The following is a 21,140-nucleotide window of genomic DNA, read 5'->3' on the forward strand; positions in this document are numbered from 1 at the left end:
CCGCTCCGCGCGATGCGGGGCGCGCGCCTACGCGTATGCGACCGAGCGGTCGCGCCCGAGCCGCTTCGCGCGATAGAGCGCGGCGTCGGCCTCACTGACGAGCACGTCGGAGGTCGGCGCGCCCGCCTTCGCGCACGCGCCGCCGACGCTCGCCGTCACCGGCACGCTGACGCCCTCGGCATCGACCGGCATGCTGCCGATCGCGGCGCGCACCTTGTCGGCCACCAGCATCGCCTCGTCGAGATTCGTGCACGGCAGCAGCAGCGCGAATTCCTCGCCGCCAAAGCGGCCGAACGTATCCTGCGCGCGCACGATCGACGCGACGCGGCGCGCCGTCTCGCGCAGCACCGCGTCGCCGGCCGCATGCCCGAAGCGGTCGTTGATCGTCTTGAAGTGGTCGAGGTCGAACAGCAGCACCGACATGTCGCCGCCGTAGCGTTGCCAGCGCGAGAACTCGTCGCCGAGCCGCGCCTCGAAGAAGCGCCGGTTCGCGATGCCGGTCAGCCCGTCGAGATTCGCGTGTTCGCGCAGCTTCGCCACCGCTTCCTCGCGCTCGCGCTGCATCACGCTCACATGCGTGACGTCCGAGATCGTCACGCACACGGCCTCGACGTCGCGGCCGCGCGTCAGTGGCATGAACGTGCAGTCCTGCTGCATGTAGTCGACGCCGCCGGTGATCGGCCGGTCGTGCTCGAAGCGGAACAGGTAGGGCCGCTGCTCCCACGAACTGAACGCGAAGCTGCCGAGCTGGAACACGCTCTCGAGCTTGCGCGACAGCCACGCGTGCGGCAGGTCCGGAAAGCGGTCGAACAGGTTGCGGCCGATCACGTCGGCGGCCGGGATGCCGCTGTGGTCCTGCATGAAGCGGTTCCACATCAGCACGGTCATCGAACGGTCGAGCACGAACAGGCCGAAGCCCACCCGCTCGATCACGAGGTCGCTCAGCGACGGGGTGGCGGCCGTCATAGCGCGGACAGCAACGCGTCGAGCGCGTCGCCCATCAGCCGGAGCGAATCCTCGGCCATCAGCATCACGAAGTGAGCCCGGAACGTGTGGTCCTCGAGCCCGAAGTTCACCTCGAGGAGCAAGGCAACGTTCCATGCCAGCTCGGTCGGCTGGAATACGTCGTCGAACGACACGTTCGCGCCGAGCAGCCCCGGCGGAAAGAACACGGGCTTGCGGCCGAGCTCGTCGAGGATCGACGCGACGCAGGCGCCCATCAGCACGTTTGCAACGTCGAACACGACTTCGTCCGGCGTCGCCATCCCGCCGTATACGCCGTCGCCGAACGTGCGGTCGACGACCGACATGAGCCGCGCGACGCTCGCGGTGCGACACAGCACGATCGCCTCGCCCTTGATGTCGGAGCGGAAGCCCTGGCGCACGGCGGTCACGTTGTCGTGAATGCCCGTCATCTCGCGCAGCGCATCGCCCGCGTCGGCCGCTTTCACGACGCGCACGCGCGGCACCGACAACTCGATGAAGCGCCCGAGCAACAACGCAAGCCGCGCGGCGGCGCGGCCCATTGCAAGGTTGGCGATCTCCTGCAACGCGTCGCGTTGCTCCGCCGTGAACACCGATTCAGGCATACAACCCATACTCCTTGAGAATGGGCAGCAATGCCTCCGACGTCACGGGCTTGGCAACGAATGCGATCGCCCCCAATTCGCGCACGCGTGCTTGCGCCTGCGGCTGGATATCGGCGGATACCACGATCACGAACGTGTTCAGATCTTCGTGGCGCAGTGTCTCCAGGACCTGATATCCGCTCATGTCGGGCATCGTCAGGTCCAGAAACATCACGGAAGCTTTGCCGTCACGATAGAGCGCCAAGGCCTCGCGACCATTCGCTGCATACGCGACGTCAACGTCCCAACCTCCCGGCAGCGCCTTTGTCAGAAGTTTGCGAGCGAGCAGCGAATCGTCGGCAATTACAATCGGCAAAGGCATGGGGCGATGCGGTATACGGAATGGTCTCTCTCGCGTTAACGACCGCGCGGCGCGATTCTTTAGGCTGCCATGCGTTCGTGCGCGGGCAACCGCCTTGCGGCCGAGCGCGGGCGTCGCGAGCAGGTGCGCGACGCACCGTGCGGCGAACGCCGGCGGGCGCATATATCTGTCATAGGGAAAGCAAGGCGCGATTCTCTGAGTAAACCGGGGGCGATGCAACTCGCCATTTTCACCATTTCGAACAAAATTGGTCCGATCACGCGTCATTCCGAAAACAGGCGCAACCATTTCCGAGATAAGCACGCAAAATTTTTCCTTGTGTACGTTTGCGCTGCCGGATTCGTCGCGTTTTCAATCTGACAATTTCTCCTTGCCGGAATCGATACGATCGCGTGCGCGCGGGGCCGCGCGGCGGCCGTCGCAACTCGTTTATGATGGCAGGCACCTCCGCTTCACCCGCTGCTTCGATGACGTCCAACCGGCCTGCCGACTCCCACGCTCCCGCCCCCGCTCCCGCCGACGACTGGCAGGACGACGGCAGCTACGCGTCCGGCGCGCCCGAGCACGATTTCGCGGTCCGCCGCGTGACGCTGATCGTGCTGCTCGTCGCGGCAATCGTGCTGCCGTGCATCTACGTGATGGTGATGGCGTACAACGACCTGACGACGCGCGAGGCCGCCGCGAGCGACGTGACGATGCGCACGGTGCGCGTCGCCGAGGAGCACGCGCTCAAGGTGTTCGACCTGAGCGAAACGCTCGATGCGCGCATCGTCGACCTCGTGCAGGACATGGACGACGCGACCGTGCGCAGCAAGGAATCCGACATCCACGAAGCGCTGAACACGATCGGCGGCGGCTATCCGCAGGTGGCCGCCGTGTCGATCTTCGGCGCGAGCGGGATGCTGCTCGCCAACAGCCTCTACTATCCGGCGCCCTATGCGTCGATCGCGAACCGCGACGACTTCGCCGGCATCCGCGACGGCAGGGTCATCGAACACATCTCGCGGCTGATGATGGGGCCGCTCAAGCTCGAGAACATTCCCGTGTTCAACACGGGCGTCGCGCGGCGTCATAGCGACGGGTCGTTCGCCGGCATGGTGTCGATCGCGCTGAAGTCGTCGTATTTCAACGCGTTCTACCGCGACCTGCTCGGCGGCGCGAGCACGCCGATGACGATGGCGCTCGCGCGTTCGGACGGCGCGGTGATCGCGTCGTATCCGCCGCCGCCGTCGCTCGCGCACACCGATCGCTCGGCCACGTTCGGCGACGCGCGCAACGATCCGCGCGCCGGCATCGTGCGCGTGCGCCACGACGGCGCGAGCAGCGAGATCGTCGCGTTTCGCCAGGTCGGCAGCTATCCCGTCTACGTGACGTGCGCGTACCGCACGTCGGCGATCTGGCATGAATGGTACGAACACCTGAGCGTGCTGTTCATCTCGATGTTCGCGCCGTCGGTCGCGCTGTGGTCCGTGATCTGGCTGTCGCTCAAGCGGCTGAAGGCGGAAGAGGAGGCGTGGGACCGCTGGCAGGCCGAAGCGTCGATGCGTCGCTCGATCGAATCGGCGTACCGGCAGTCGCGCAAGATGCAGGCGCTCGGCAACCTCGTCGGCAGCGTCGCGCACGACTTCAACAACCTGCTGATGATCATCTCGAGCAACGTGCAGATCGCGCGGCGGCGCGGAGTCCTGCATCTCGACAAGGAGCTCGGCGCGATCGAACGCGCGCTGAAGAACGGGCAGTCGCTCACGCGCCAGCTCCTCGGCGTCGCGCGCAAGCAGCCGCTGCACAACGAGACGATCGACGTCGGGCAATGGGTCGGCACGTGCCGCGAACTGCTGAAGACGTCGCTCGGTTCGAAATCGTCGCTGGTCGTCGCGATCGAGCCCGGCGTCTGGCCGATCCGCGTCGACGTCGCGGAACTCGAGCTCGCGGTGATCAACCTCGCGGTCAACGCGCGCGACGCGATGCCCGTCGGCGGCCGCTTCACGGTCGGCGCGCGCAATGTGACGCTGCGCCGCGAGGACGGCTTTCCGCTGACCGGCGATTTCGTGCAGATCTCGCTCGACGACACGGGTTCGGGCATGGCGCCCGACGTGCTCGCGCGCGCGTTCGAACCGCTGTTCACGACGAAGTCGCAGGGGATGGGGACGGGGCTCGGCCTGCCCCAGGTGTTCGCGTTCTGCGAACGCTCGGGCGGCCTCGCGACGATCGACAGCGCGGTGGGCGCCGGCACGTCGGTGCGCCTCTACCTGCCGCGCGCGCGCGCCGAGGATGTCGTCGCGCGGCCGCCGGCCGTCGTGCACGACGCGGGCGCGCTCGGCGGCCTGCACGTGCTGCTCGTCGAGGACAACAGCGAAGTCGCGGCCGGCACGGAAGCGCTGCTGTCGCTGCTCGGGCACCGCGTGACCTATGCACCCACCGCCGACGACGCGTTGCGCCTGATCGAAGGGGCGGCCGCGAACGACGCGTTCGACCTCGTGATTTCGGATATCCACATGCCGGGCCGCCTGAACGGCATCGACCTCGCCGAAGCGGTCGAGAAGCGGCCGGGGAAGCTGCCCGTGATTCTCGTCACGGGTTACGCGGAGGAGCTCGACCGCACGCGCACCGTCAACGTCCGCGTGCTGTCGAAGCCGTTCGACATCGCGCTGCTCGACGAGATCCTGCTGGGCGTCCGCGAAGCGCGCGACGCGCGGCACGCCGGCACGTGACCCGCTGCGTGCGGGCCGGCGCCGGCTGCGTAAACGGGCGTGACGATCAGGCCGAAATCAGCAGGCGCACCCAGCCCGCGTAGCGATCGACGAAGCCCTGCAGGAACTTGCGGGTGTCCTCGCTGACGATCTGGCCCTGGTCGTCGATGCGCGCCGGGTCGTGCTTGATGAACATCTCGGGCTGCCCGAGCGTCTTCACGTCGAGGTACGCGAGCACGTTGCGCAGGTGCTGCTGCGCGAGCGCGGTGCCCGTGGCGCCCGGCGACGTGCCGAGCACCGCGCCCGGCTTGCCCGACCACGAGTTGGAACCCCACGGGCGCGAGCCCCAGTCGAGCGCATTCTTCAGCACGCCCGGAATCGACCGGTTGTACTCGGGCGTGACGAACAGCAACGCGTCGGCGGCCTCGATCGACTGCTTGAAGCGCTTCGCGACTTCCGGGAAATCCGCGTCATAGTCCTGGCTGTACAGCGGCAGTTCGCCGATCTCGACGAATTCGAACGAAAAATCGTTGGGGGCGAGCGAGATCACGGCGTGCGCGAGCGCGCGGTTCCACGAAGCGCGGCGCAGGCTGCCGACGACGACCGCAATACGATAGGACATGGCATTCTCCTTCCGGTGTGTGAGGAATCGGATCGATTGCTTCCGAACAGGCGACAAAGGTCTGTTTATAGGCAAGCCAGCCCGCGAACCGCCCCACGGGGCCGGCCGGCCGACTTTCCACAAGGTTTTCCACAGAAATTGTGGATAACTCGACCGTTATGTTCTGACGTTACAAATTGCCCGCCGCGCGTCGCCGCCGACGCGCGAGCCGGGTTTCGGCAAGCATAGCGCAGCGCGCCGGCCGGTTTCGTGAATTCGTGACGGAACATCGTTGCAGGCCGGCACCGCGCCCAGTAAGCTGCTGGCACCGCGACGCGCCCGCTCCGTGACGCCAAGCGCGATTGCTTCGAGACACCGCAACCCAGACATGCCGTCCACCTACGACGACCCCGCCTATCTCACGCAACTGCGGCGCGACCTGCTGCGCTTCGCGCGACTCCAGCTCCGCGATACCGACGCGGCCGAAGACGCCGTGCAGGAAGCGCTGGCCGCCGCATGGTCGCACTCGGGCGATTTCGCGGGGCTGTCGGCCCACAAGACCTGGGTGTTCGGCATCCTGCGCAACAAGCTGATCGATGTGCTGCGCGCGCGGCAGCGGACGGTGAGCCTGTCCGCGCTCGATGCGGAACTCGACGGCGAATCCGTGCTCGATCGCGAGCTGTTCAAGGAAAACGGGCACTGGGCCGCGCATGCGAAGCCGCGACCGTGGCCGCGGCCCGAGACGCTGTTGCAGCAGCAGCAATTTTGGACGCTGTTCCAGGCCTGCCTCGATCACCTCCCGGAACAGATCGGACGCGTATTCATGATGCGCGAATTCCTCGATGTCGAGATTTCGGACATCTGCAGCGAATTGACGCTGACGACGAATCATTGCAGTGTGCTGCTGTATCGGGCGCGCACGCGCCTGCGAACCTGCCTGAGCGAAAAAGGACTGACGACCGAAGATGCTGCCGGGGAAATGTACTGACGTGACGCGACTGCTGTCGGATGCGCTCGACCGGCATCTGACACTGCACGAGCGCCTGCAGGTGCGCGTGCACCTGCCGACCTGCAGCGGATGCAGAGCCTATCGCGGGCAGATTTCGCTGTTGCGGACGGCCGCGAAGGCGGCGGCGGGGCGGGTGCCGGACGATGACGGCGCTGCGCCCGGGGAAGGCTAGCCTCGGCTCGCGTTGCCGCTATCACCGCGGCGGTGAGTGATGTGCTGCCCGGCGAACGCGTCGACTTCGAATACCAATGCGTGCGCCGGGTTGATGCAATAAGAAAAATACGCGGGGCAATAATTATTCGAACAGCGCCTGCACCGATTCGGGCGGCCGACCGATGGCGGCCTTGCCGCGATACACGACGATCGGGCGCTGCAGCAGAACCGGATGAGCGGCAATCGCCGCATAGGCCTGCGCATCGGTCAGATCCCCACGGGCCAGATCCAGCGTCTTGTACGGTTCCTCGCCGTCGCGCAGCATGTCGCGAACCGGACGGCCGAGCTGCCGATGCAGCGTTTCCAATTCGTCGACCGTCGGCGGCGTCTTCAGGTACTCGACGACATTCAACGGCGTGCCAGCGGTATTCAGCGACTCGACCAACGCAAGCGTCTCGCGCGACTTCGAGCATCGGGGGTTGTGGTAGATCGTGATCATCATTCAGGCCTGGATAGTTGAGCCCTGTATTGTAGCCAGTCCGCATCGGGGGGTTCGGGCGCGGCGGTCGATGCGAGATCGGGTGCGAATCGATGCTTCGCAGTAGCAGGGGGATGAGGCTGAGAGGGGAGTGCCGTCGGAGATGCGCTTCAAGGAAGCGACGCGTTTATGCGCATAAAGTTGGAGAGGACTCTATCGCGGGAGGAGGAATCAGGCTCTCCGAGCCAAGGCATCACGACGGACGCCTTTGCGGCAAGAGACCCAGCCGATAGCGTGGCAAGTCGATTGGTTTATGCGCATAAAGCCTGCGATCGTTGGGGGAGGTGCCCCGGGATTCATGGCGCAGCGAGATGCCGACACGCGATGACAACATAACGCCGGGGCGATCGCTGCGTTGATATGCGCCGATATGCCACCTCGCCGGTGCATCACTGCGTACCGAATTCAGGCGAGGCCGGCACGTAATCCTCCACCGCTCGCCGCCCATCGTCCTCGGTTTATGCGCATAAACGTGGCGCCCGGACAGCCCGTTGCGCCGAGACACGCGGGTCCGGTCGCACACCTCGAAGTTGCGCATCTGTCCAGCGCATACAGATCACAACCCATGCTCGGAAATGCCCGGCTGTCTAGCCGTGCGGCGAACCTGCCTCGGTCTCCGCAGAGTTTATGCGCACAAACTCTGCGGCCTCGATGTACGATGGCGCCCAATCCAGCGAAAGGGCAGCGCATCGCGATATCGCAGCAGCCCCACGGCTCACACCGGCGATGCGGCTCGTGACGACACAACCATCAAGTCGCTCCTCGACATCACGCAGCAGGCATCCACCACACCATCAAGCCGCCGATCTCCACCGGCTCGTTTATGCGCATAAACCGATAGCCGAATGGCTAGCGCGTAGTTGTCGAACGACAATTTCATTGAAATATAAATATCGTCCTGTAGAATTCCAACGACCAAAATAGGAGTGAAAATTGGCCGCGGAAATCATTGCAGTCACTCAACAAAAAGGTGGCGTCGGCAAAAGCACGATTGCCATGCACCTCGGCGCCGCGTTCCACGAAAAAGGGAAGCGCATCCTCGTCATCGACGCCGACCGTCAAAACACGCTGGTTCACTGGTCGAGCGCATCCGGCGACAGCGACAACGGCATTCCGTTTCCGGTCGTCAATCTTGCTGAAGCCGACGGCCAGATCCATCGCGAGATCAAGAAATTCATCAACGACTACGACATCATCGTCGTGGACTGCCCGCCGTCGATCACCGAGAAGGTATCCGGCGTCGTCCTGCTGGCCGCATCGATTGCCGTGATCCCGACTTCATCGTCGCCGGCCGATTACTGGTCGAGCGTCGGGCTGGTCAAGCTGATCCAGCAGGCGCAGGTCATGAACGAAGACCTCCGCGCCGTCTTCCTGCTGAACAAGACCGAAGAGAAGCGCATGCTGACCCGCGAGCTCAAGCGCGCGCTCGAGGAACTCGGCTTCCCGTTGCTGAAAACGCAGATCCCGACCCGGGAAGCGTACAAGCAGGCGATGGCGCTCGGTCAGACCGTGCTGCAGATGAACGATCGTGGCGGCAAGCTGGCCGCTGCCGAAATTCGCGCATGCGCCGACGAAATCGTCGCCATGCTGCCCTGACTTTATGCGCACAAAGGAGTCACATGAAACCTTCCCAATTTGCCAAAGGATTCCAAGCGCGCCCGGATATCACGACGAGCGAGAAGCGCACCGCGCTGGATCGGCTCAATGCGATTGACGGCATCGTCAAGTCCGAGACACCCACCCCGGCGCCGACCAAATCCGCGAAGAAAGACATCGCGCCGCCGCCCGCACCGGAATTCACGCTCGATCCGTCGATCGACGAATCGCCGCAGTATCGCGCGTGGCGCCTCGAGAACCGCTATGCGCCGGGGCAGGTGATCGAGTTGTCGCTGAAGGCGATCAAGCACAGCCCGTTCAATCCGCGGCACTTCTATCTGAAGTCGTCGATTGCCGAGCTCGCGGTCAACCTCGCGAAGCAGGGGCAGCAGCAGGCGATCCACGTGATTCCCGATTACGACAACCCGGGCACGTATTTCGTGAGCGATGGTGGCCGCCGCGTGCGGGCGCTGAAGGAAGCGAACAAGGAAACGGTCAAGGCGATCGTGATCGACGTGCCGATCGGTATCCAGAGCTACAAGCTCGGCTACGACCTCAACGTCCAGCGCGATTCGCAGACGGTGTTCGACAATGCCGTCGTGTGGCGCCGCTTCCTTGACGACAAGCATTTCCAGAGCCAGAAGGAGCTCTCCGAACACCTCGGCCTCGACGAGTCGACGGTGGCCGTCGCACTGTCGATCGGCAAGCTGCCGGAAGCGATCATGCAGGAAATGGTCGTGCGTCCCGATCGCTTCGGTTCGAACATGGCGTATCAGGTCGGCCGCTATCACAATGCGCGCGGCACCGAGGCCACGCTGCGGCTGATCAACAAGATCGTGTCGGACGATCTCAGCACGCGCCAGGTATCGGACATCGTCAAGGGCCGCGTCGCGGCGCAGGAAACGCCAAAGGTCGCGGGCCGTCAGCGCTATGCGCAGCGTCTCGAGATCAAGCTCGGCGGCAAGTCGGTCGGCGACCTGAAGTCGTATGGCGAAGACCGCATCGAATTGCGTCTGCGCGGCCTCCCGAAGGACAAGCGCGACGCGATCCTCGAGCAGCTCGAGCGGATGCTGTTGTCGGAGTGATGGGAGCGGCCGGCAGGGCCTGGTGAGGACGCCGGGCCCGCCCGACTGAGGGGCGGGGGCCGGCGGCGGCCCGTCAGCGGGCCTGAGCGGGCCTCAGGCGGCCCGCGACTGGTTCAGCGTGAACGACAGCAGGTCGCCGTCCGTCGGCTCGCCCCAGGTCTTCTGGGCCAGCCAGTCGAAAAAGGCCGTCTCGGCCAGCTTGGAATCGAGGCCGCGCTTGCGCCAGTCGTCGCGCAGATGCGTGCCCATCGTCGGCAGTGCCTCCGACTCGAACGACTCGCGCGCCACATCGCGCTCTGCGTCGCCCTGCTCTTCGTACAGCACCTTCGCTTCCTTGCGGCGGAACGCCGCGAACTCGCTCAGCAGACGCGCCTTCAGATCGTCCGGCTGGGCTGCCGCAACCTTCGCGGACGGCGTGCCGGCAGGCAGCGCGTCGACCGACTCGACCGGGGGCGCATAACCCTTCTTCAGTGCATCCTTGAACAACGCCGGCGCACTGCGCACCGGCGGCAGCGTCGTGCTGCGCATCCGCTGCTCGGTCATCTGCAGCGCGGCACGAATCCGGTTCTCCTCGCTGTCCGCATAGAGCGTCTGCGCTTCCTTCAGCGGGATCCCGAGCTTCACCATCCGGTCGACCAGCGTGCTGTCGAACACGTTCGGGTGTTCGTCGAGCGCGAGCATCGGCTGCTTGCGCTCGGTCACGCGGAACTGGATCTCCGCGACCCGGCGCCCTTCACGGTGCTCGATCAGCTCGACGAAGATGTTGGTGACCGCGTTGACCTCCGCGATCGCGGGACGCAGATAGTCGCGCTTGAAGTACTTGTACTCGCGCTTCGCCTCGTCGCCGGCTTCCGTGTCGGGCGTGCCCGACAGGATCGGCCGCCACCATTCCCACGGCTCGCGCATCGTCAGGTGGCTCGGGTTCGTCAGATAGCGCACGCAGATTTCGTACAGCGCCAGACCGGCGCTGCTGCGCAACTGGCTCTGGAACTGCAGGCTCAGGCGCGCATACTGGACCGGGTCGAGCAGCTTCTTCTTGATCTTCGGCGCGAACGAGAATTCGACCCACACGCGGCGGGTTGTCGGATCCTCGAGAATTTCCGCGTCGGCGATCAGCGTCGAGATCCCCCACTTGCGGCCCGGCTTCTGGCTCGACGTCCCCGTGCTCCATTCGACCTGCACCGACACCATGCGGCGCAGGTGTTCCTTCACCAGCGCGGTGTCGTTCGAATCGAAGGCGGAGTTGGCGACGATATCCGACAGCAGCGCGCGATACGTATCGCCCGAGTCGTCGGCCTGCTGCGCCACGGCCAGCAGGACATTGAACAGCTTGCGAGTGAGGAGCGTGATCTTGCCGCTCTTCGGCTGAATTGCGATCGCCTCGACGGCCTTACGCAATTCGGCTGAACTGGCACTCACCACATCCACATCGGTTTTCTTGGCGCGCTTCGTCGTGGCCATACGTCGGGTCGGAGGAGAAGTTTTCCGGAAGGATAGCGCCTGCGGTGATGTGCGTCCAGAACGACATGCTCACCATAGCCGGTGAAGCGCGCGTGCAAAACGGTACTCACCCCAGCGGCTCCCGAAAACGCTCACCGGTCCGGAATTGCAGCGTTCCGGACTCTTCCAGACGTGCCGCGGGATGCGCCGATTCACAGAATTTCACCTGTGCATGACACGTGCGAAACTCGCTCCCGTATCGGCTCACCTTTCGATTTGTCGTAATTTTGCGACTGCGCAGCCGTGAGTCCGGCACAGGGTCGCGATCGCACCTCGCCGCGCCTCCCCCGTCGCCCCGCATCGGCCTGTATGCATGTACAGGCACGGCTCGCCGGGAGATCGCGATCGGGTCCGGTCTCAGGAAAGACACCTTCGAAACCGGCCTGCGTAACCCGATCGAGCCTGCTTTGCCAGCCCGGGCGCGCATTGTACAGCGCACAAACCGTGTCAGGTCCCGAAAATACTCACCTTGAGCACAGCTTGTTCATTCGTTCGAATGCCGAAGAATGCCCGACGCGCGCGGGATTGACTGCCAGCACCTCCCGAAAAACCTCACCTTATTGAAAAAAGGCGGCACAGCAACGGGCACGGGAATGGCTCCCGAAAAACCTCACCGTAACTGCCGCGGTATCAAAAATCTCAATGCCTTCCGATACTTACGTCCGGAAAGCATTTGGCTGTGCCCTGCAGGCTGCCCCCGAAAAACCTCACCTTTCGACGGGGATCCCTCATACGACGACCCTGTGTCAGCCCCCGAAAAATCTCACCTGTGCCAAAAAGGGGCACAGCAAAAACGAGTTTTCTTCCAGTCCTGGCGGGCTTTTCGGCGAATTCGGCCGCTCACAGGTCCCGAAAAGCCTCACCTTTGACTATTTCTTAAGCAAAGACCATTCCCGAAAACTCTCACCTGTGACCGGCATCACAGCCTGTGATCCATGCCCCGAAAAAGCTCACCTCAACGGGATCTGGGCAGGAAAACCCCGATTTCCCTCCCGAAAAGCCTCACCTTTGGGGCACCACAGGCCCCCGAGAGCACTTTTGCTGTGCAAAATGGCGTTCGTTTCCCGGAAAGCCTCACACCAAATTCCCTTGGAGTCCCGTGAAACCTCACCTTTCGCCCAAACTGCTTAAAAGATGGGCAGAATCGGGGCGCGAAGACGGTCCCGCAAATTCTCACCTATGTCTGCACAGGCAGAAAACTGTGCAGTCAGGCACTGCGCGGGTTCTGTGGCTGTGAGGCCCCGAAAAACCTCACCTTTGGGAAATCTCGTGTTTCACTGTGCTCCCGAATCCGCTCACGACCTTTCCTGCAACGGCTCACGCTGCTCCCTGAACCCCATCACGTCAGCTCCCGCAGAAGATCACCTTGGCTCCCGTAAAACTTCACCTTGTCGGCCGGAAAGCCTTGTTCCATAAGGCTGTGCCGTGGCGTTAACGTTTTTAACTAAGGGTTCAAGGGTGTTTACTTCTAATACTCTCAAGACATCGGTTGACGAGTTTTCCACAGACACCCCAAACCCTGAACACCCACAGGCAATCGGATCGTTTGGCATGTGAAACAAATGCCGGATTTCGGGACCTGCTGGAAAATGCTTGTACTACAAGGACTTGGCTGATTTTCTTCGCTTTGTTTCACGGAATCCCGGACCACCTTCGGCCGGATTGGCTCACAGCCCCGATTTCTGTGCAAAGCGACGTAAATTCACCACGCCTCTTCGAAATAGGTATCAAGAAATACGTATTTCGTTATGATTGCCACATTTCAATGCCTGTGAGCTCTGTCATGACCCTGGACGAAATGCGCCAAGTCATTCGGGATGAACTGGAATCGCTGCGTGCAAACGGTGCACGGCGCCAGGAATTGTCGCTGCATGCGTGCAAGCGCCTGTTCTTCGATCTCGGCATCCGGCCGTCGGCCGCCAACGTCCGCGATCTCACCCAAACCGGCAGCGCCAGCGACATCCCGAAAGACATCGACCACTTCTGGGAGCGCATCCGTTCCGCCTCCAAAGTCAGGCTCGACGGCGCGGCGATCCCGAAGGCCGTCGAGGAAAAGGCCGGTGCGTTGCTCGGTGCACTCTATGAAGAGGCGTTGAAAGCGGCGCGCGATAGTCTCGACGGCGACCGCGAGCAAGCTCGCGCCGGCATTGCCGACGCCGAACAACGGTTGCGCGACGCAATCGTCCGCCAGGAGACGCTCGAAGGCGCGCTCGCTCGCGGCGAAGCGAGAAACGAACAATTGCAGGCCCGCGTGACCGAGCTCGAGGTTCAGCTCGCGTCACAAACGACGCACGGTTCGGCAAGCGAAGCGACGTTGCTCACCACAGTCGCGCGACTGGAGAAGGAGCTGGCCGCGGCCGCCGGTCGCATCGACGCCGAACAGGCGCAGAACGCCACGCTGCGCGACCGCATCGACGCGCTGCAAGCCGAACTGCAGCAGCGCACCGAGCACTACGCGCAGCAGATCAAGGACGCGGTGGCCGAAGCCGAACGCCGCGTCAAGCCGATGCTGGTCGAGCTGGACTCGTTGCGGAGCATGGCGTCGACTTATCAAAGCGGTTTGCGCGACGTTCAGCGCAAGGAATTCGATTTCCTGCAGCAATTGAGTTCGTCCAAGGCTCGCGCCGACCGGCTCGAAGAACAGTTGCGTACCCAGAGCGATGAACTGGAACGTGCGACGCGCGACGTGAGTTCGCTGCGCGCGAGCCGCGGAATGAATCCGGAAATTGCCGAGCTGATCCGGCGCCTGGCCGATGCCGGGCAACTGGATGCGGAAGCGTTTTCCGCGATCGGTACCTCGCTGGATCACGAGACCCCGGTGCCGACTCAGTGCCCGCATTGCGATGGCGAGCCGGAACTGTCACACGATGAAGAGGGTTTTGAAGTGGTGTGCCCCGAGTGCGAGCATGCTTCGGGCGCATGGCCGTCCCGATTCGAAGCCGTCGCGCGCTTTGCGCACACGTGACCCAGGAATTGGCAGCACCGCACAGGTGAGACGATCCGGGGAGCTTGAGGTGAGGTTTTTCGGGAGCTGTGAAACGGTGAGGCTGCGCCACGCAAGGCCGCTCACGGATCGCTTCGCGTGAGCGGCCGCTTCAGGATCAGTGAGTTTCGTCACTGTCGGACGCGTCACCGTCGGCCAGGCCATCGCGCCAGTTTTTCCATGCGCGATGCAGGCGGTTCGACGAGATCGGCCGCATGAAGCCCAGCCATTTGCCGACCCGTTCGGGTGGCGCGTCGTGTTCGAACAGTTCGGCCGCGTAGGTATTGCGCAGCGTTTGCGGGCTCGCGCGCGCGGTGCGCGACGACGTGAGCCCGGCCGATTCGACGATCGCGTCGATGGCGCGCAGCATCGTCGCCTTGTGCATCGGCCGCCCGGCATGCGATGCCGGGAACACGAGCTCCCCCGGAATTTCCTGGCGCTTGCGCTCCGTGAGCCAGGCTTCGAGCAGCGCGATCGCGAACGATGCCAGATGGGTTTCGCGCGCGTAATCCGGATGCGTCGACTGAATCTGCAGCGACGTGCCGCTCGTGTTGATGCAACTAATCGTAAGCGCGCGTGCTTCACCGGTTTTAATGCCCGCACCCAGGAACGCGGCGACGAGCGCGCGGTCGCGCCGCTCTTTCCAGTACGCGGAACCCGATACGCCGATCGGCGAAAACAGATAGGCGAGCAACGTGGCGCGCTCGGCCGGCGTCAGGAAACCGGTCGGTTCGTTGTCGCGTGCCTTGCGCCAGTTCGCTTCGCCATCCTGAGCAATGAAACGGGCCGGGTTGGTCGATGCGTATTCGGTGCGCCGAATGTGGTCGAGCACGCGTTCGATCAGCCGCAGATAGCGCATTCGCTGGGTTTTCCGGATCGGTAACTCGCCGACGAAGTTCGCGATGGTTGCGGTATCGACCGTGGCCAGATTTTTCTGATGAGCACGCATCCACGTGAGAAACGCGCCCCATTGCGCACGATAGACGTCGGCCGACGAGCGGCGATAGTCCTGCATGGCGAGCCACGCGTCGAATGCGGCTTCGGGCGAGACGATCCAGTCGGATGCGCCGCGGTCGAACAGATCCTTTTCTTCCGGGCGCGCCGGGGTGTCGGGAAGGGACATGTTATTTATTCCGTTAGTTGCGTATATGGTAGCCCTTTCCGCAACGTCTCGGGCATCAAGAGGCTGGACGAGCCGCCATGTGCGGCGGCCAGGGCCGGCAGTCAGTCGCCCCACGCCTTGGACGGACGGTGAGCGCGCTCGCGAGGCGTCGTGTCATGCGACGTTGCCGCCGCTTCGTACGCGAGAACCGCGAACGAAAAGACGGCAGGCAGCGCATTCGAGCGCCCGAAGTCGATCGGATCGTCCGTTTCGGGAAACGTCATGTCCGACGGCCGTTCGAACAATAGACGCATGCCGGCCTCGTGCCGGCTGGCAAAGCCGAGATCGGCGAGTGCTTCGGCTTCGATCGCGTGCAGCAGGCGCCACGTCAGCGGGACGCGCTGACGGATGTAGCGCCCGGCAACATGGCGAACGATCAACTCGAGGTCGTGCGCGGCAGCCTTGAAGCTGAGCGCGGCCAAATCTTGTTCTTCTGTCATTGCAGGCTCCTGTCGACCGGAGCGGGCGCCTCGGTGCGCCCGCTCCGGCCCGTGCATGGCGGAATGTCCGTATACTGTACAAACATACAGTGTTTTCCGCAACTGGCCCCGCACCTGTCCGTTTGGCCGGCTATACGCGCCGTCAGCGGTGTATCACGATCAGCAGTGCCCGCGCCTCGGCCTTGCCGGGATTGCGGATTGCGTGCGGCTCGTCGGCCGGGTAGCGCGCGGTGTCGCCGGCCTTCAGGCGCCGGCTTGCCGCCGCGGCTTCGATCTCCATCGCACCGTGCAGCACGGTCAGGTGCTCGCGCGTGCCGGGTTCGTGCGCGTTCGAGACCAGTGCGCCGCCGCCCGGCAGCGTCAGCTCGTACCACTCGAACTTGCCGGCGAGGTCGATCGGGCCCCATACGCGCAACTGGTACCGGCCGTCGTGGCCGGCAAGCGTCGGAATGTCGTGCGGGCCGTCCACGCGGATCGTCTCGGGCGCCTTCGGCTGCGAGAACAGCTCGTCGAGCGTGATGCCGAGCGCGTTCGTCAGCCGCCACGCGACGGCGATCGTCGGGTTGGCCTTGTCGCGTTCGATCTCGGAGAGCATCGATTTCGATACGCCGGCCGCGCGCGACAGGTCGTCGAGCGTCAGCTTGCGCTCGTTGCGCAGCCGCTGGATTTGCTCGCCGACACGCGGCGGTGTCGCGGCCGGCGGTTGCGGTGCGGCGCCGGCAGCCGTGCGCCGCGATCCGGAGGAACTTGCCATTTGGATTCCGTTCGCTTAGAGTTGTTCGGTATTTCGAATTATAGTTCGGAATATCGGATAAATGCGGTCAACCGAACGACCGACTATAACAGTAGCAGGCCGTTGCGCCGCCGCCACGAGCGGGGCGCTGCGGAATGCGAATCCCTGTCAGGAGCTTTGCGATGCGTGATGCCTTTCTCGCCCAGGTGCGCGGGACGCTCGACCAGATCCGCGCGGACGGTTTTTACAAGACCGAGCGCGAGATCGCGAGTCCCCAGGCGGCGGCCGTGCGGCTCGCCGGCGGTGCCGGCGTGCTCAATTTCTGCGCGAACAACTATCTGGGTCTGGCGAACGATCCGCGCCTGATCGATGCGGCGAAGGCCGGCCTCGACCAGGATGGCTTCGGCATGGCATCGGTGCGTTTCATCTGCGGCACGCAAACCGTGCACAAGCAACTGGAAAGCGCGCTGGCCGCGTTTCTCGGCACCGAGGACAGCATTCTCTATTCGAGCTGCTTCGACGCGAACGGCGGGTTGTTCGAGACGCTGCTCGACGAGAACGACGCGGTGATCAGCGACGAACTGAACCACGCGAGCATCATCGACGGCATCCGCCTGTGCAAGGCGAAGCGCTTCCGCTACCGGAACAACGACCTGTCCGACCTCGAGGCGAAGCTCAAGGAAGCCGATGCGGCAGGCGCGCGCCACAAGCTGATCGCGACCGACGGCGTGTTTTCGATGGACGGCATCATCGCCGACCTGAAGGGCATCTGCGATCTCGCCGAGCGCTACGGCGCGCTCGTGATGGTCGACGATTCGCACGCGGTCGGCTTCATCGGCGCGCACGGCCGCGGCACGCCCGAGCACTGCGGCGTCGAAGGCCGCGTCGACATCATTACCGGCACGCTCGGCAAGGCACTCGGCGGCGCATCGGGCGGCTATGTCGCCGCGCGTCGCGAGGTGATCGAACTGCTGCGCCAGCGCTCGCGTCCGTATCTGTTTTCGAACACGCTCACGCCGAGCATCGCCGCGGCATCGCTGAAGGTGCTGGAATTGCTCGGCAGCGACGAAGGCGCGAAGCTGCGCGAGCGCGTGCGCGAGAACGGCGCGCGTTTCCGCGAGCAGATGACCGATGCCGGCTTCACGCTCGTGCCCGGCGCCCATCCGATCATCCCGGTGATGCTTGGCGACGCGCAGCTCGCGACGAACATGGCCGACCAGCTGCTCGGCGAAGGCGTGTACGTGATCGGTTTCTCGTTCCCCGTCGTGCCGCGCGGACGTGCGCGCATCCGCACGCAGATGAGCGCCGCACATACGCCAGAACAGATCGACCAGACGGTCGCCGCGTTCGTGCGCGTCGGCAAGTCGCTCGGCATCATCTGACGGAGGCGCGACCATGAAAGCACTGGCAAAGCTCGAACGCGGCCCCGGCCTCACGCTTACGCGCGTGAAGCGTCCCGAGGTCGGACACAACGACGTGCTGATCAAGATCCGCCGCACGGCGATCTGCGGCACCGACATCCATATCTGGAAGTGGGACGACTGGGCGCAGAAGACGATCCCCGTGCCGATGCACGTCGGTCACGAATATGTCGGCGAGATCGTCGAGATGGGGCAGGAAGTGCGCGGCTTCGCGATCGGCGATCGCGTGTCCGGCGAAGGTCACATCACGTGCGGTTTCTGCCGCAACTGTCGCGCGGGGCGCCGGCATCTGTGCCGCAACACGGTCGGCGTCGGCGTGAACCGCGAAGGCGCGTTCGCCGAGTATCTGGCGATTCCGGCGTTCAACGCGTTCAAGATTCCGCCCGAGATCTCCGACGATCTCGCGTCGATCTTCGATCCGTTCGGCAACGCGACGCACACGGCGCTGTCGTTCAACCTCGTCGGCGAAGACGTGCTGATCACCGGCGCGGGCCCGATCGGCATCATGGCCGTCGCGATCGCGAAGCACGTCGGCGCGCGCAATGTCGTCATCACCGACATCAACGACTACCGGCTGGAGCTCGCGCGCAAGATGGGCGCGACGCGCGCGGTCAACGTCGCACGCGAGTCGCTGCGCGACGTGATGGCCGACCTGCACATGACCGAAGGCTTCGACGTCGGTCTCGAGATGTCGGGTGTGCCGAGCGCGTTCACGAGCATGCTCGAGGCGATGAACCACGGCGGCAAGGTCGCGCTGCTCGGCATTCCGCCCGCGCAGACGGCGATCGACTGGAACCAGGTGATCTTCAAGGGGCTCGAGATCAAGGGCATCTACGGTCGCGAGATGTTCGAGACCTGGTACAAGATGGTCGCGATGCTGCAAAGCGGCCTCGACCTGTCGCCGATCATCACGCATCGCTTTGCGGCCGACGATTACGAGCAAGGCTTCGCCGCGATGCTGTCCGGCGAAAGCGGCAAGGTGATTCTCGACTGGACGGCCTGAGTGCCGCAGGGGCAGCGCGGCGTGTTCGCCGCCTGCCCCGCTTTCGCTTACCTCTGCGTTTTCGAGGCCGGAACGCGCGAATCCGGGCTTAAGGTGAGATTATTCGGGAGCTGTGTTTGCGCGCTCGATCGCGGCACGATCGCGCATCGGTGACTTGCAATCGCATGTTCGCTTCACCTGTCGGCAGCCGCGTCGCTTCCCCGCATCACGCCATTCGGCACCTGCTGTTCCCCTTCCATACACCTCCATGCTTCGCTTGCCGCGCGATCGTTCGCTGCACGCCGGATGCGATGCCGCGCCGAACCGGGACTTCAACCGTGAGTCCGCGAGCGTCGTTGCGACTCACTCATGCGCGATGCAATCGGCATCGACCGGTGCGCAGGCCGCTACTTGATTCGGTCACCGTTCAACCCTCGCGGTTCGAGCTGAAGACTCAACACGACGAGCCACCGTTTCGGGCACTGCGGCGCAACGTCGACCGCATCGCCGTGCGGGCCGGGAACCGTGACGAACCCGTGTTGCGCCGCGTACCGATATGCGCGTAACGCATCCGCCTGCAGCCAGAAGCTGACGAGCGCGCACGTCACGAAGCGGAACAGCAGCAACGTCGCCGCGTCCGGCGCGAAACCGGCCGCGACCAGCAGGCTTTCGAACGCGAACGTCAGTGCGTGCGCAACCGCGATCGTGATGAGCGTCAGCTTGATCACGCCGCGCAGCCGCAGCGCCGCACGCACGCGTGCATGCCGGACGTCGAGCCGTGCGCGATCGTCGCCGTCATCGCGCTTCGGCACCTCGTGTTTCATGACGCCGTACCGGCTTGCCGCGCGACGTCGATCTGCATCGTGTCGCAGACACGCATGCGGTCGTTCGCGAGGCTGACGGCTTTGCACAGGATCGTGCTGTCGTAGTTGTGTCCCGGAAAGCGCATCACGTCGACCGGCTGGAATCCTTCGCGGCGATAGAAGTCGACGAGCCGGACCGCCGTGTACGGCGCGTCGAGCGCGAGATGCGTCGCGCCGCGCGCGGCGGCCCGCCGTTGCGCGAACGCGAGCAGCGAGCGGCCGATGCCGCGATCCTGCCAGACAGGGTCGACGGCCAGTTGGCCGAGCGTCGCGACGCGCCGGCTGCGATACGGATCGCAGCGGGAATCGGGATCGTGCGACAGCATCGTCATCGTCGCGACCAGATGCGCGTTGCCGAGCGCGACGAAGCACTCGCTGGCGAGCACGCGTTCGCGCGTCGCCGATACCGGCTGATCGACGCACGGGCAGTTGAAGCCCAACGCGCCGAGCGGCGCGAACGCGCGATGCAGCAGCGCGGTCAGCGCGTCGTACGAATCGCTGCGCGGGTCGAAGCGCCGCACGACGACGCGGCCGTCGAGCCGCTTCGCATAAGCCGCATAGGCGCGCGCGGGGCGCGCGGATTCCGGTCGCTGCATGATGTCCTTTCGCCCAGACAGGGTGACCGAAGTGTAGTGAGCGTCGCGCATCCGCTTCAAGAAAAAATGTCGTAAACGCGGCGGGCCGCGTCGCGCGGCCAGGCCGCGATTCAGCCCTCTCGCCGGCAGGGCTTTTTCACGCGGGTGTTGACGATGGAGAACGATCGTTCTACCGTAAACCCATGAACACACATCACGACCCCTCCGGCGAACCTGGCGTTCGCGACCGGCTGCTCGATGCGGCCGAAGCGCTGATCTATTCGGGCGGCATCCATGCAACGGGCGTCGATGCGATCGTCAAGCGATCCGGCGCGGCACGGAAGAGCTTTTATTCGCATTTCGAATCGAAAGAGGCGCTGGTGGTAGCCGCGCTCGAACGTCGCGACGAGCGCTGGATGCGCTGGTTCGTCGACGCAACGCAGGCGCGCGGCAACGCGCCGCGCGTACAGTTGCTCGGCATGTTCGATGTGCTGCGCGACTGGTTCGGGCAGCCGGACTTTCACGGCTGCGCGTTCCTGAACGCGTCGGGCGAGATACCCGACGCCGACGATCCCGTGCGCGTCGTCGCGCGCATGCACAAGGCGCGCCTGCTGGCATTCGTGCGCGAGCGGCTCGACGCGTATGCCGCCGAAACGGGAATCGAGCGCCGCGGGCTCGCGCGCATCGCGCGTCAGTGGCTCGTGCTGATCGACGGCGCGATCGGCGTGGCGCTCGTCAGCGGCGATGCAAACGCCGCGCGCGATGCGCGCGCGACGGCCGAACTGCTGCTCGATACCGTATCGCGGTAGCCGACGCAGCGAATCCGAACCGGCTGCGTTCGTTCGCAGCCAGAACCCAG

20 protein-coding genes are annotated in these 21,140 nt (G+C 64.5%); 9 read left to right on the forward strand and 11 right to left on the reverse strand.

The features are described 5' to 3' along the window. Nucleotides 1-27: 27 nt before the first annotated feature. The 3 genes from BFF94_RS04715 to BFF94_RS04725 are packed head-to-tail and all read right to left on the reverse strand — an operon-like array spanning nucleotide 28 to nucleotide 1,950. Nucleotides 28-966, reverse strand: a complete 939-nt coding sequence (locus BFF94_RS04715; protein ID WP_128841400.1) for a GGDEF domain-containing protein — start codon at nucleotides 964-966, stop codon at nucleotides 28-30. After that, on the reverse strand, nucleotides 963-1,589 hold the full coding sequence (locus tag BFF94_RS04720; protein WP_128841399.1) for a chemotaxis protein CheC: 627 nt from the start codon (nucleotides 1,587-1,589) through the stop codon (nucleotides 963-965). The genes BFF94_RS04715 and BFF94_RS04720 overlap by 4 nt, the downstream gene beginning before the upstream one ends. Then, complete coding sequence (locus tag BFF94_RS04725; RefSeq protein ID WP_021161390.1) at nucleotides 1,582-1,950, reverse strand: response regulator; 369 nt, start codon at nucleotides 1,948-1,950, stop codon at nucleotides 1,582-1,584. Before BFF94_RS04725 ends, BFF94_RS04720 begins: the two co-directional genes overlap by 8 nt. Nucleotides 1,951-2,417: 467 nt before the next feature. Between BFF94_RS04725 and BFF94_RS04730 the strand changes: the two genes are divergently transcribed. After that, nucleotides 2,418-4,661 (forward strand): hybrid sensor histidine kinase/response regulator family protein, encoded by a 2,244-nt coding sequence (locus tag BFF94_RS04730; RefSeq protein ID WP_219139048.1) that lies wholly within the window; start codon nucleotides 2,418-2,420, stop codon nucleotides 4,659-4,661. A 46-nt stretch (nucleotides 4,662-4,707) separates the two neighbouring features. On the opposite strand, the gene BFF94_RS04735 is transcribed toward BFF94_RS04730, so the two are convergent. Next, entirely contained in the window at nucleotides 4,708-5,262 is a 555-nt protein-coding gene (locus BFF94_RS04735) for an NADPH-dependent FMN reductase (RefSeq protein WP_128841397.1), read from the reverse strand. A 367-nt stretch (nucleotides 5,263-5,629) separates the two neighbouring features. On the opposite strand from BFF94_RS04735, the gene BFF94_RS04740 reads away from it, so the two are divergent. After that, complete coding sequence (locus tag BFF94_RS04740; protein ID WP_128841396.1) at nucleotides 5,630-6,229, forward strand: RNA polymerase factor sigma-70; 600 nt, start codon at nucleotides 5,630-5,632, stop codon at nucleotides 6,227-6,229. Beyond that, nucleotides 6,207-6,422, forward strand: a complete 216-nt coding sequence (locus BFF94_RS04745) for a zf-HC2 domain-containing protein (protein WP_128841395.1) — start codon at nucleotides 6,207-6,209, stop codon at nucleotides 6,420-6,422. The genes BFF94_RS04740 and BFF94_RS04745 overlap by 23 nt, the downstream gene beginning before the upstream one ends. A gap of 123 nt (nucleotides 6,423-6,545) precedes the next feature. Here the strand turns inward: BFF94_RS04745 and arsC are convergent, their stop codons facing one another. Continuing rightward, nucleotides 6,546-6,902 (reverse strand): arsenate reductase (glutaredoxin), encoded by a 357-nt coding sequence (arsC, locus tag BFF94_RS04750; RefSeq protein ID WP_128841394.1) that lies wholly within the window; start codon nucleotides 6,900-6,902, stop codon nucleotides 6,546-6,548. 972 nt (nucleotides 6,903-7,874) lie between these two features. Here arsC and parA point away from each other — a divergent pair. Next, nucleotides 7,875-8,537: a ParA family partition ATPase gene (gene parA / locus BFF94_RS04755; protein WP_122948363.1), complete on the forward strand. Its 663-nt coding sequence runs from the start codon at nucleotides 7,875-7,877 to the stop codon at nucleotides 8,535-8,537. A 23-nt stretch (nucleotides 8,538-8,560) separates the two neighbouring features. Further along, nucleotides 8,561-9,622: a ParB/RepB/Spo0J family partition protein gene (locus BFF94_RS04760; RefSeq protein ID WP_128841393.1), complete on the forward strand. Its 1,062-nt coding sequence runs from the start codon at nucleotides 8,561-8,563 to the stop codon at nucleotides 9,620-9,622. Between the two features lie 93 nt (nucleotides 9,623-9,715). Here the strand turns inward: BFF94_RS04760 and BFF94_RS04765 are convergent, their stop codons facing one another. Next, on the reverse strand, nucleotides 9,716-11,083 hold the full coding sequence (locus BFF94_RS04765; protein ID WP_128841392.1) for a replication initiation protein: 1,368 nt from the start codon (nucleotides 11,081-11,083) through the stop codon (nucleotides 9,716-9,718). A gap of 1,822 nt (nucleotides 11,084-12,905) precedes the next feature. Between BFF94_RS04765 and BFF94_RS04770 the strand changes: the two genes are divergently transcribed. Continuing rightward, nucleotides 12,906-14,087 carry a DNA-binding protein gene (locus BFF94_RS04770; protein ID WP_128841391.1) on the forward strand — a complete coding sequence of 394 codons (1,182 nt, stop codon included), beginning with the start codon at nucleotides 12,906-12,908 and terminating at the stop codon, nucleotides 14,085-14,087. A 136-nt stretch (nucleotides 14,088-14,223) separates the two neighbouring features. On the opposite strand, the gene BFF94_RS04775 is transcribed toward BFF94_RS04770, so the two are convergent. The 3 genes from BFF94_RS04775 to BFF94_RS04785 form a co-directional block, all read right to left on the reverse strand. Beyond that, complete coding sequence (locus BFF94_RS04775) at nucleotides 14,224-15,228, reverse strand: tyrosine-type recombinase/integrase (protein WP_128841422.1); 1,005 nt, start codon at nucleotides 15,226-15,228, stop codon at nucleotides 14,224-14,226. A 101-nt stretch (nucleotides 15,229-15,329) separates the two neighbouring features. Next, entirely contained in the window at nucleotides 15,330-15,707 is a 378-nt protein-coding gene (locus BFF94_RS04780; RefSeq protein ID WP_162285525.1) for a DUF2471 family protein, read from the reverse strand. A gap of 142 nt (nucleotides 15,708-15,849) precedes the next feature. After that, nucleotides 15,850-16,461 (reverse strand): helix-turn-helix domain-containing protein, encoded by a 612-nt coding sequence (locus tag BFF94_RS04785; RefSeq protein ID WP_128841390.1) that lies wholly within the window; start codon nucleotides 16,459-16,461, stop codon nucleotides 15,850-15,852. Nucleotides 16,462-16,622: 161 nt separating this feature from the next. On the opposite strand from BFF94_RS04785, the gene BFF94_RS04790 reads away from it, so the two are divergent. Together BFF94_RS04790 and tdh are read left to right on the forward strand one after the other, a co-directional pair. Further along, complete coding sequence (locus BFF94_RS04790; RefSeq protein ID WP_128841389.1) at nucleotides 16,623-17,822, forward strand: glycine C-acetyltransferase; 1,200 nt, start codon at nucleotides 16,623-16,625, stop codon at nucleotides 17,820-17,822. A gap of 13 nt (nucleotides 17,823-17,835) precedes the next feature. Continuing rightward, entirely contained in the window at nucleotides 17,836-18,864 is a 1,029-nt protein-coding gene (tdh, locus tag BFF94_RS04795; protein ID WP_034187547.1) for an L-threonine 3-dehydrogenase, read from the forward strand. A gap of 386 nt (nucleotides 18,865-19,250) precedes the next feature. On the opposite strand, the gene BFF94_RS04800 is transcribed toward tdh, so the two are convergent. Both BFF94_RS04800 and BFF94_RS04805 read right to left on the reverse strand, forming a co-directional pair. Then, nucleotides 19,251-19,667, reverse strand: coding sequence for a hypothetical protein (locus BFF94_RS04800; RefSeq protein WP_128841388.1), 417 nt, complete (start codon nucleotides 19,665-19,667; stop codon nucleotides 19,251-19,253). Then, on the reverse strand, nucleotides 19,664-20,302 hold the full coding sequence (locus BFF94_RS04805) for a GNAT family N-acetyltransferase (protein WP_128841387.1): 639 nt from the start codon (nucleotides 20,300-20,302) through the stop codon (nucleotides 19,664-19,666). Before BFF94_RS04805 ends, BFF94_RS04800 begins: the two co-directional genes overlap by 4 nt. 182 nt (nucleotides 20,303-20,484) lie before the next feature. Here BFF94_RS04805 and BFF94_RS04810 point away from each other — a divergent pair, with 182 nt between their 5' ends. Further along, complete coding sequence (locus BFF94_RS04810; protein ID WP_128841386.1) at nucleotides 20,485-21,090, forward strand: TetR/AcrR family transcriptional regulator; 606 nt, start codon at nucleotides 20,485-20,487, stop codon at nucleotides 21,088-21,090. Nucleotides 21,091-21,140: the final 50 nt, after the last annotated feature.

Origin of the sequence: Burkholderia catarinensis, from assembly GCF_001883705.2 — a bacterium.
Lineage (GTDB): Bacteria > Pseudomonadota > Gammaproteobacteria > Burkholderiales > Burkholderiaceae > Burkholderia > Burkholderia catarinensis.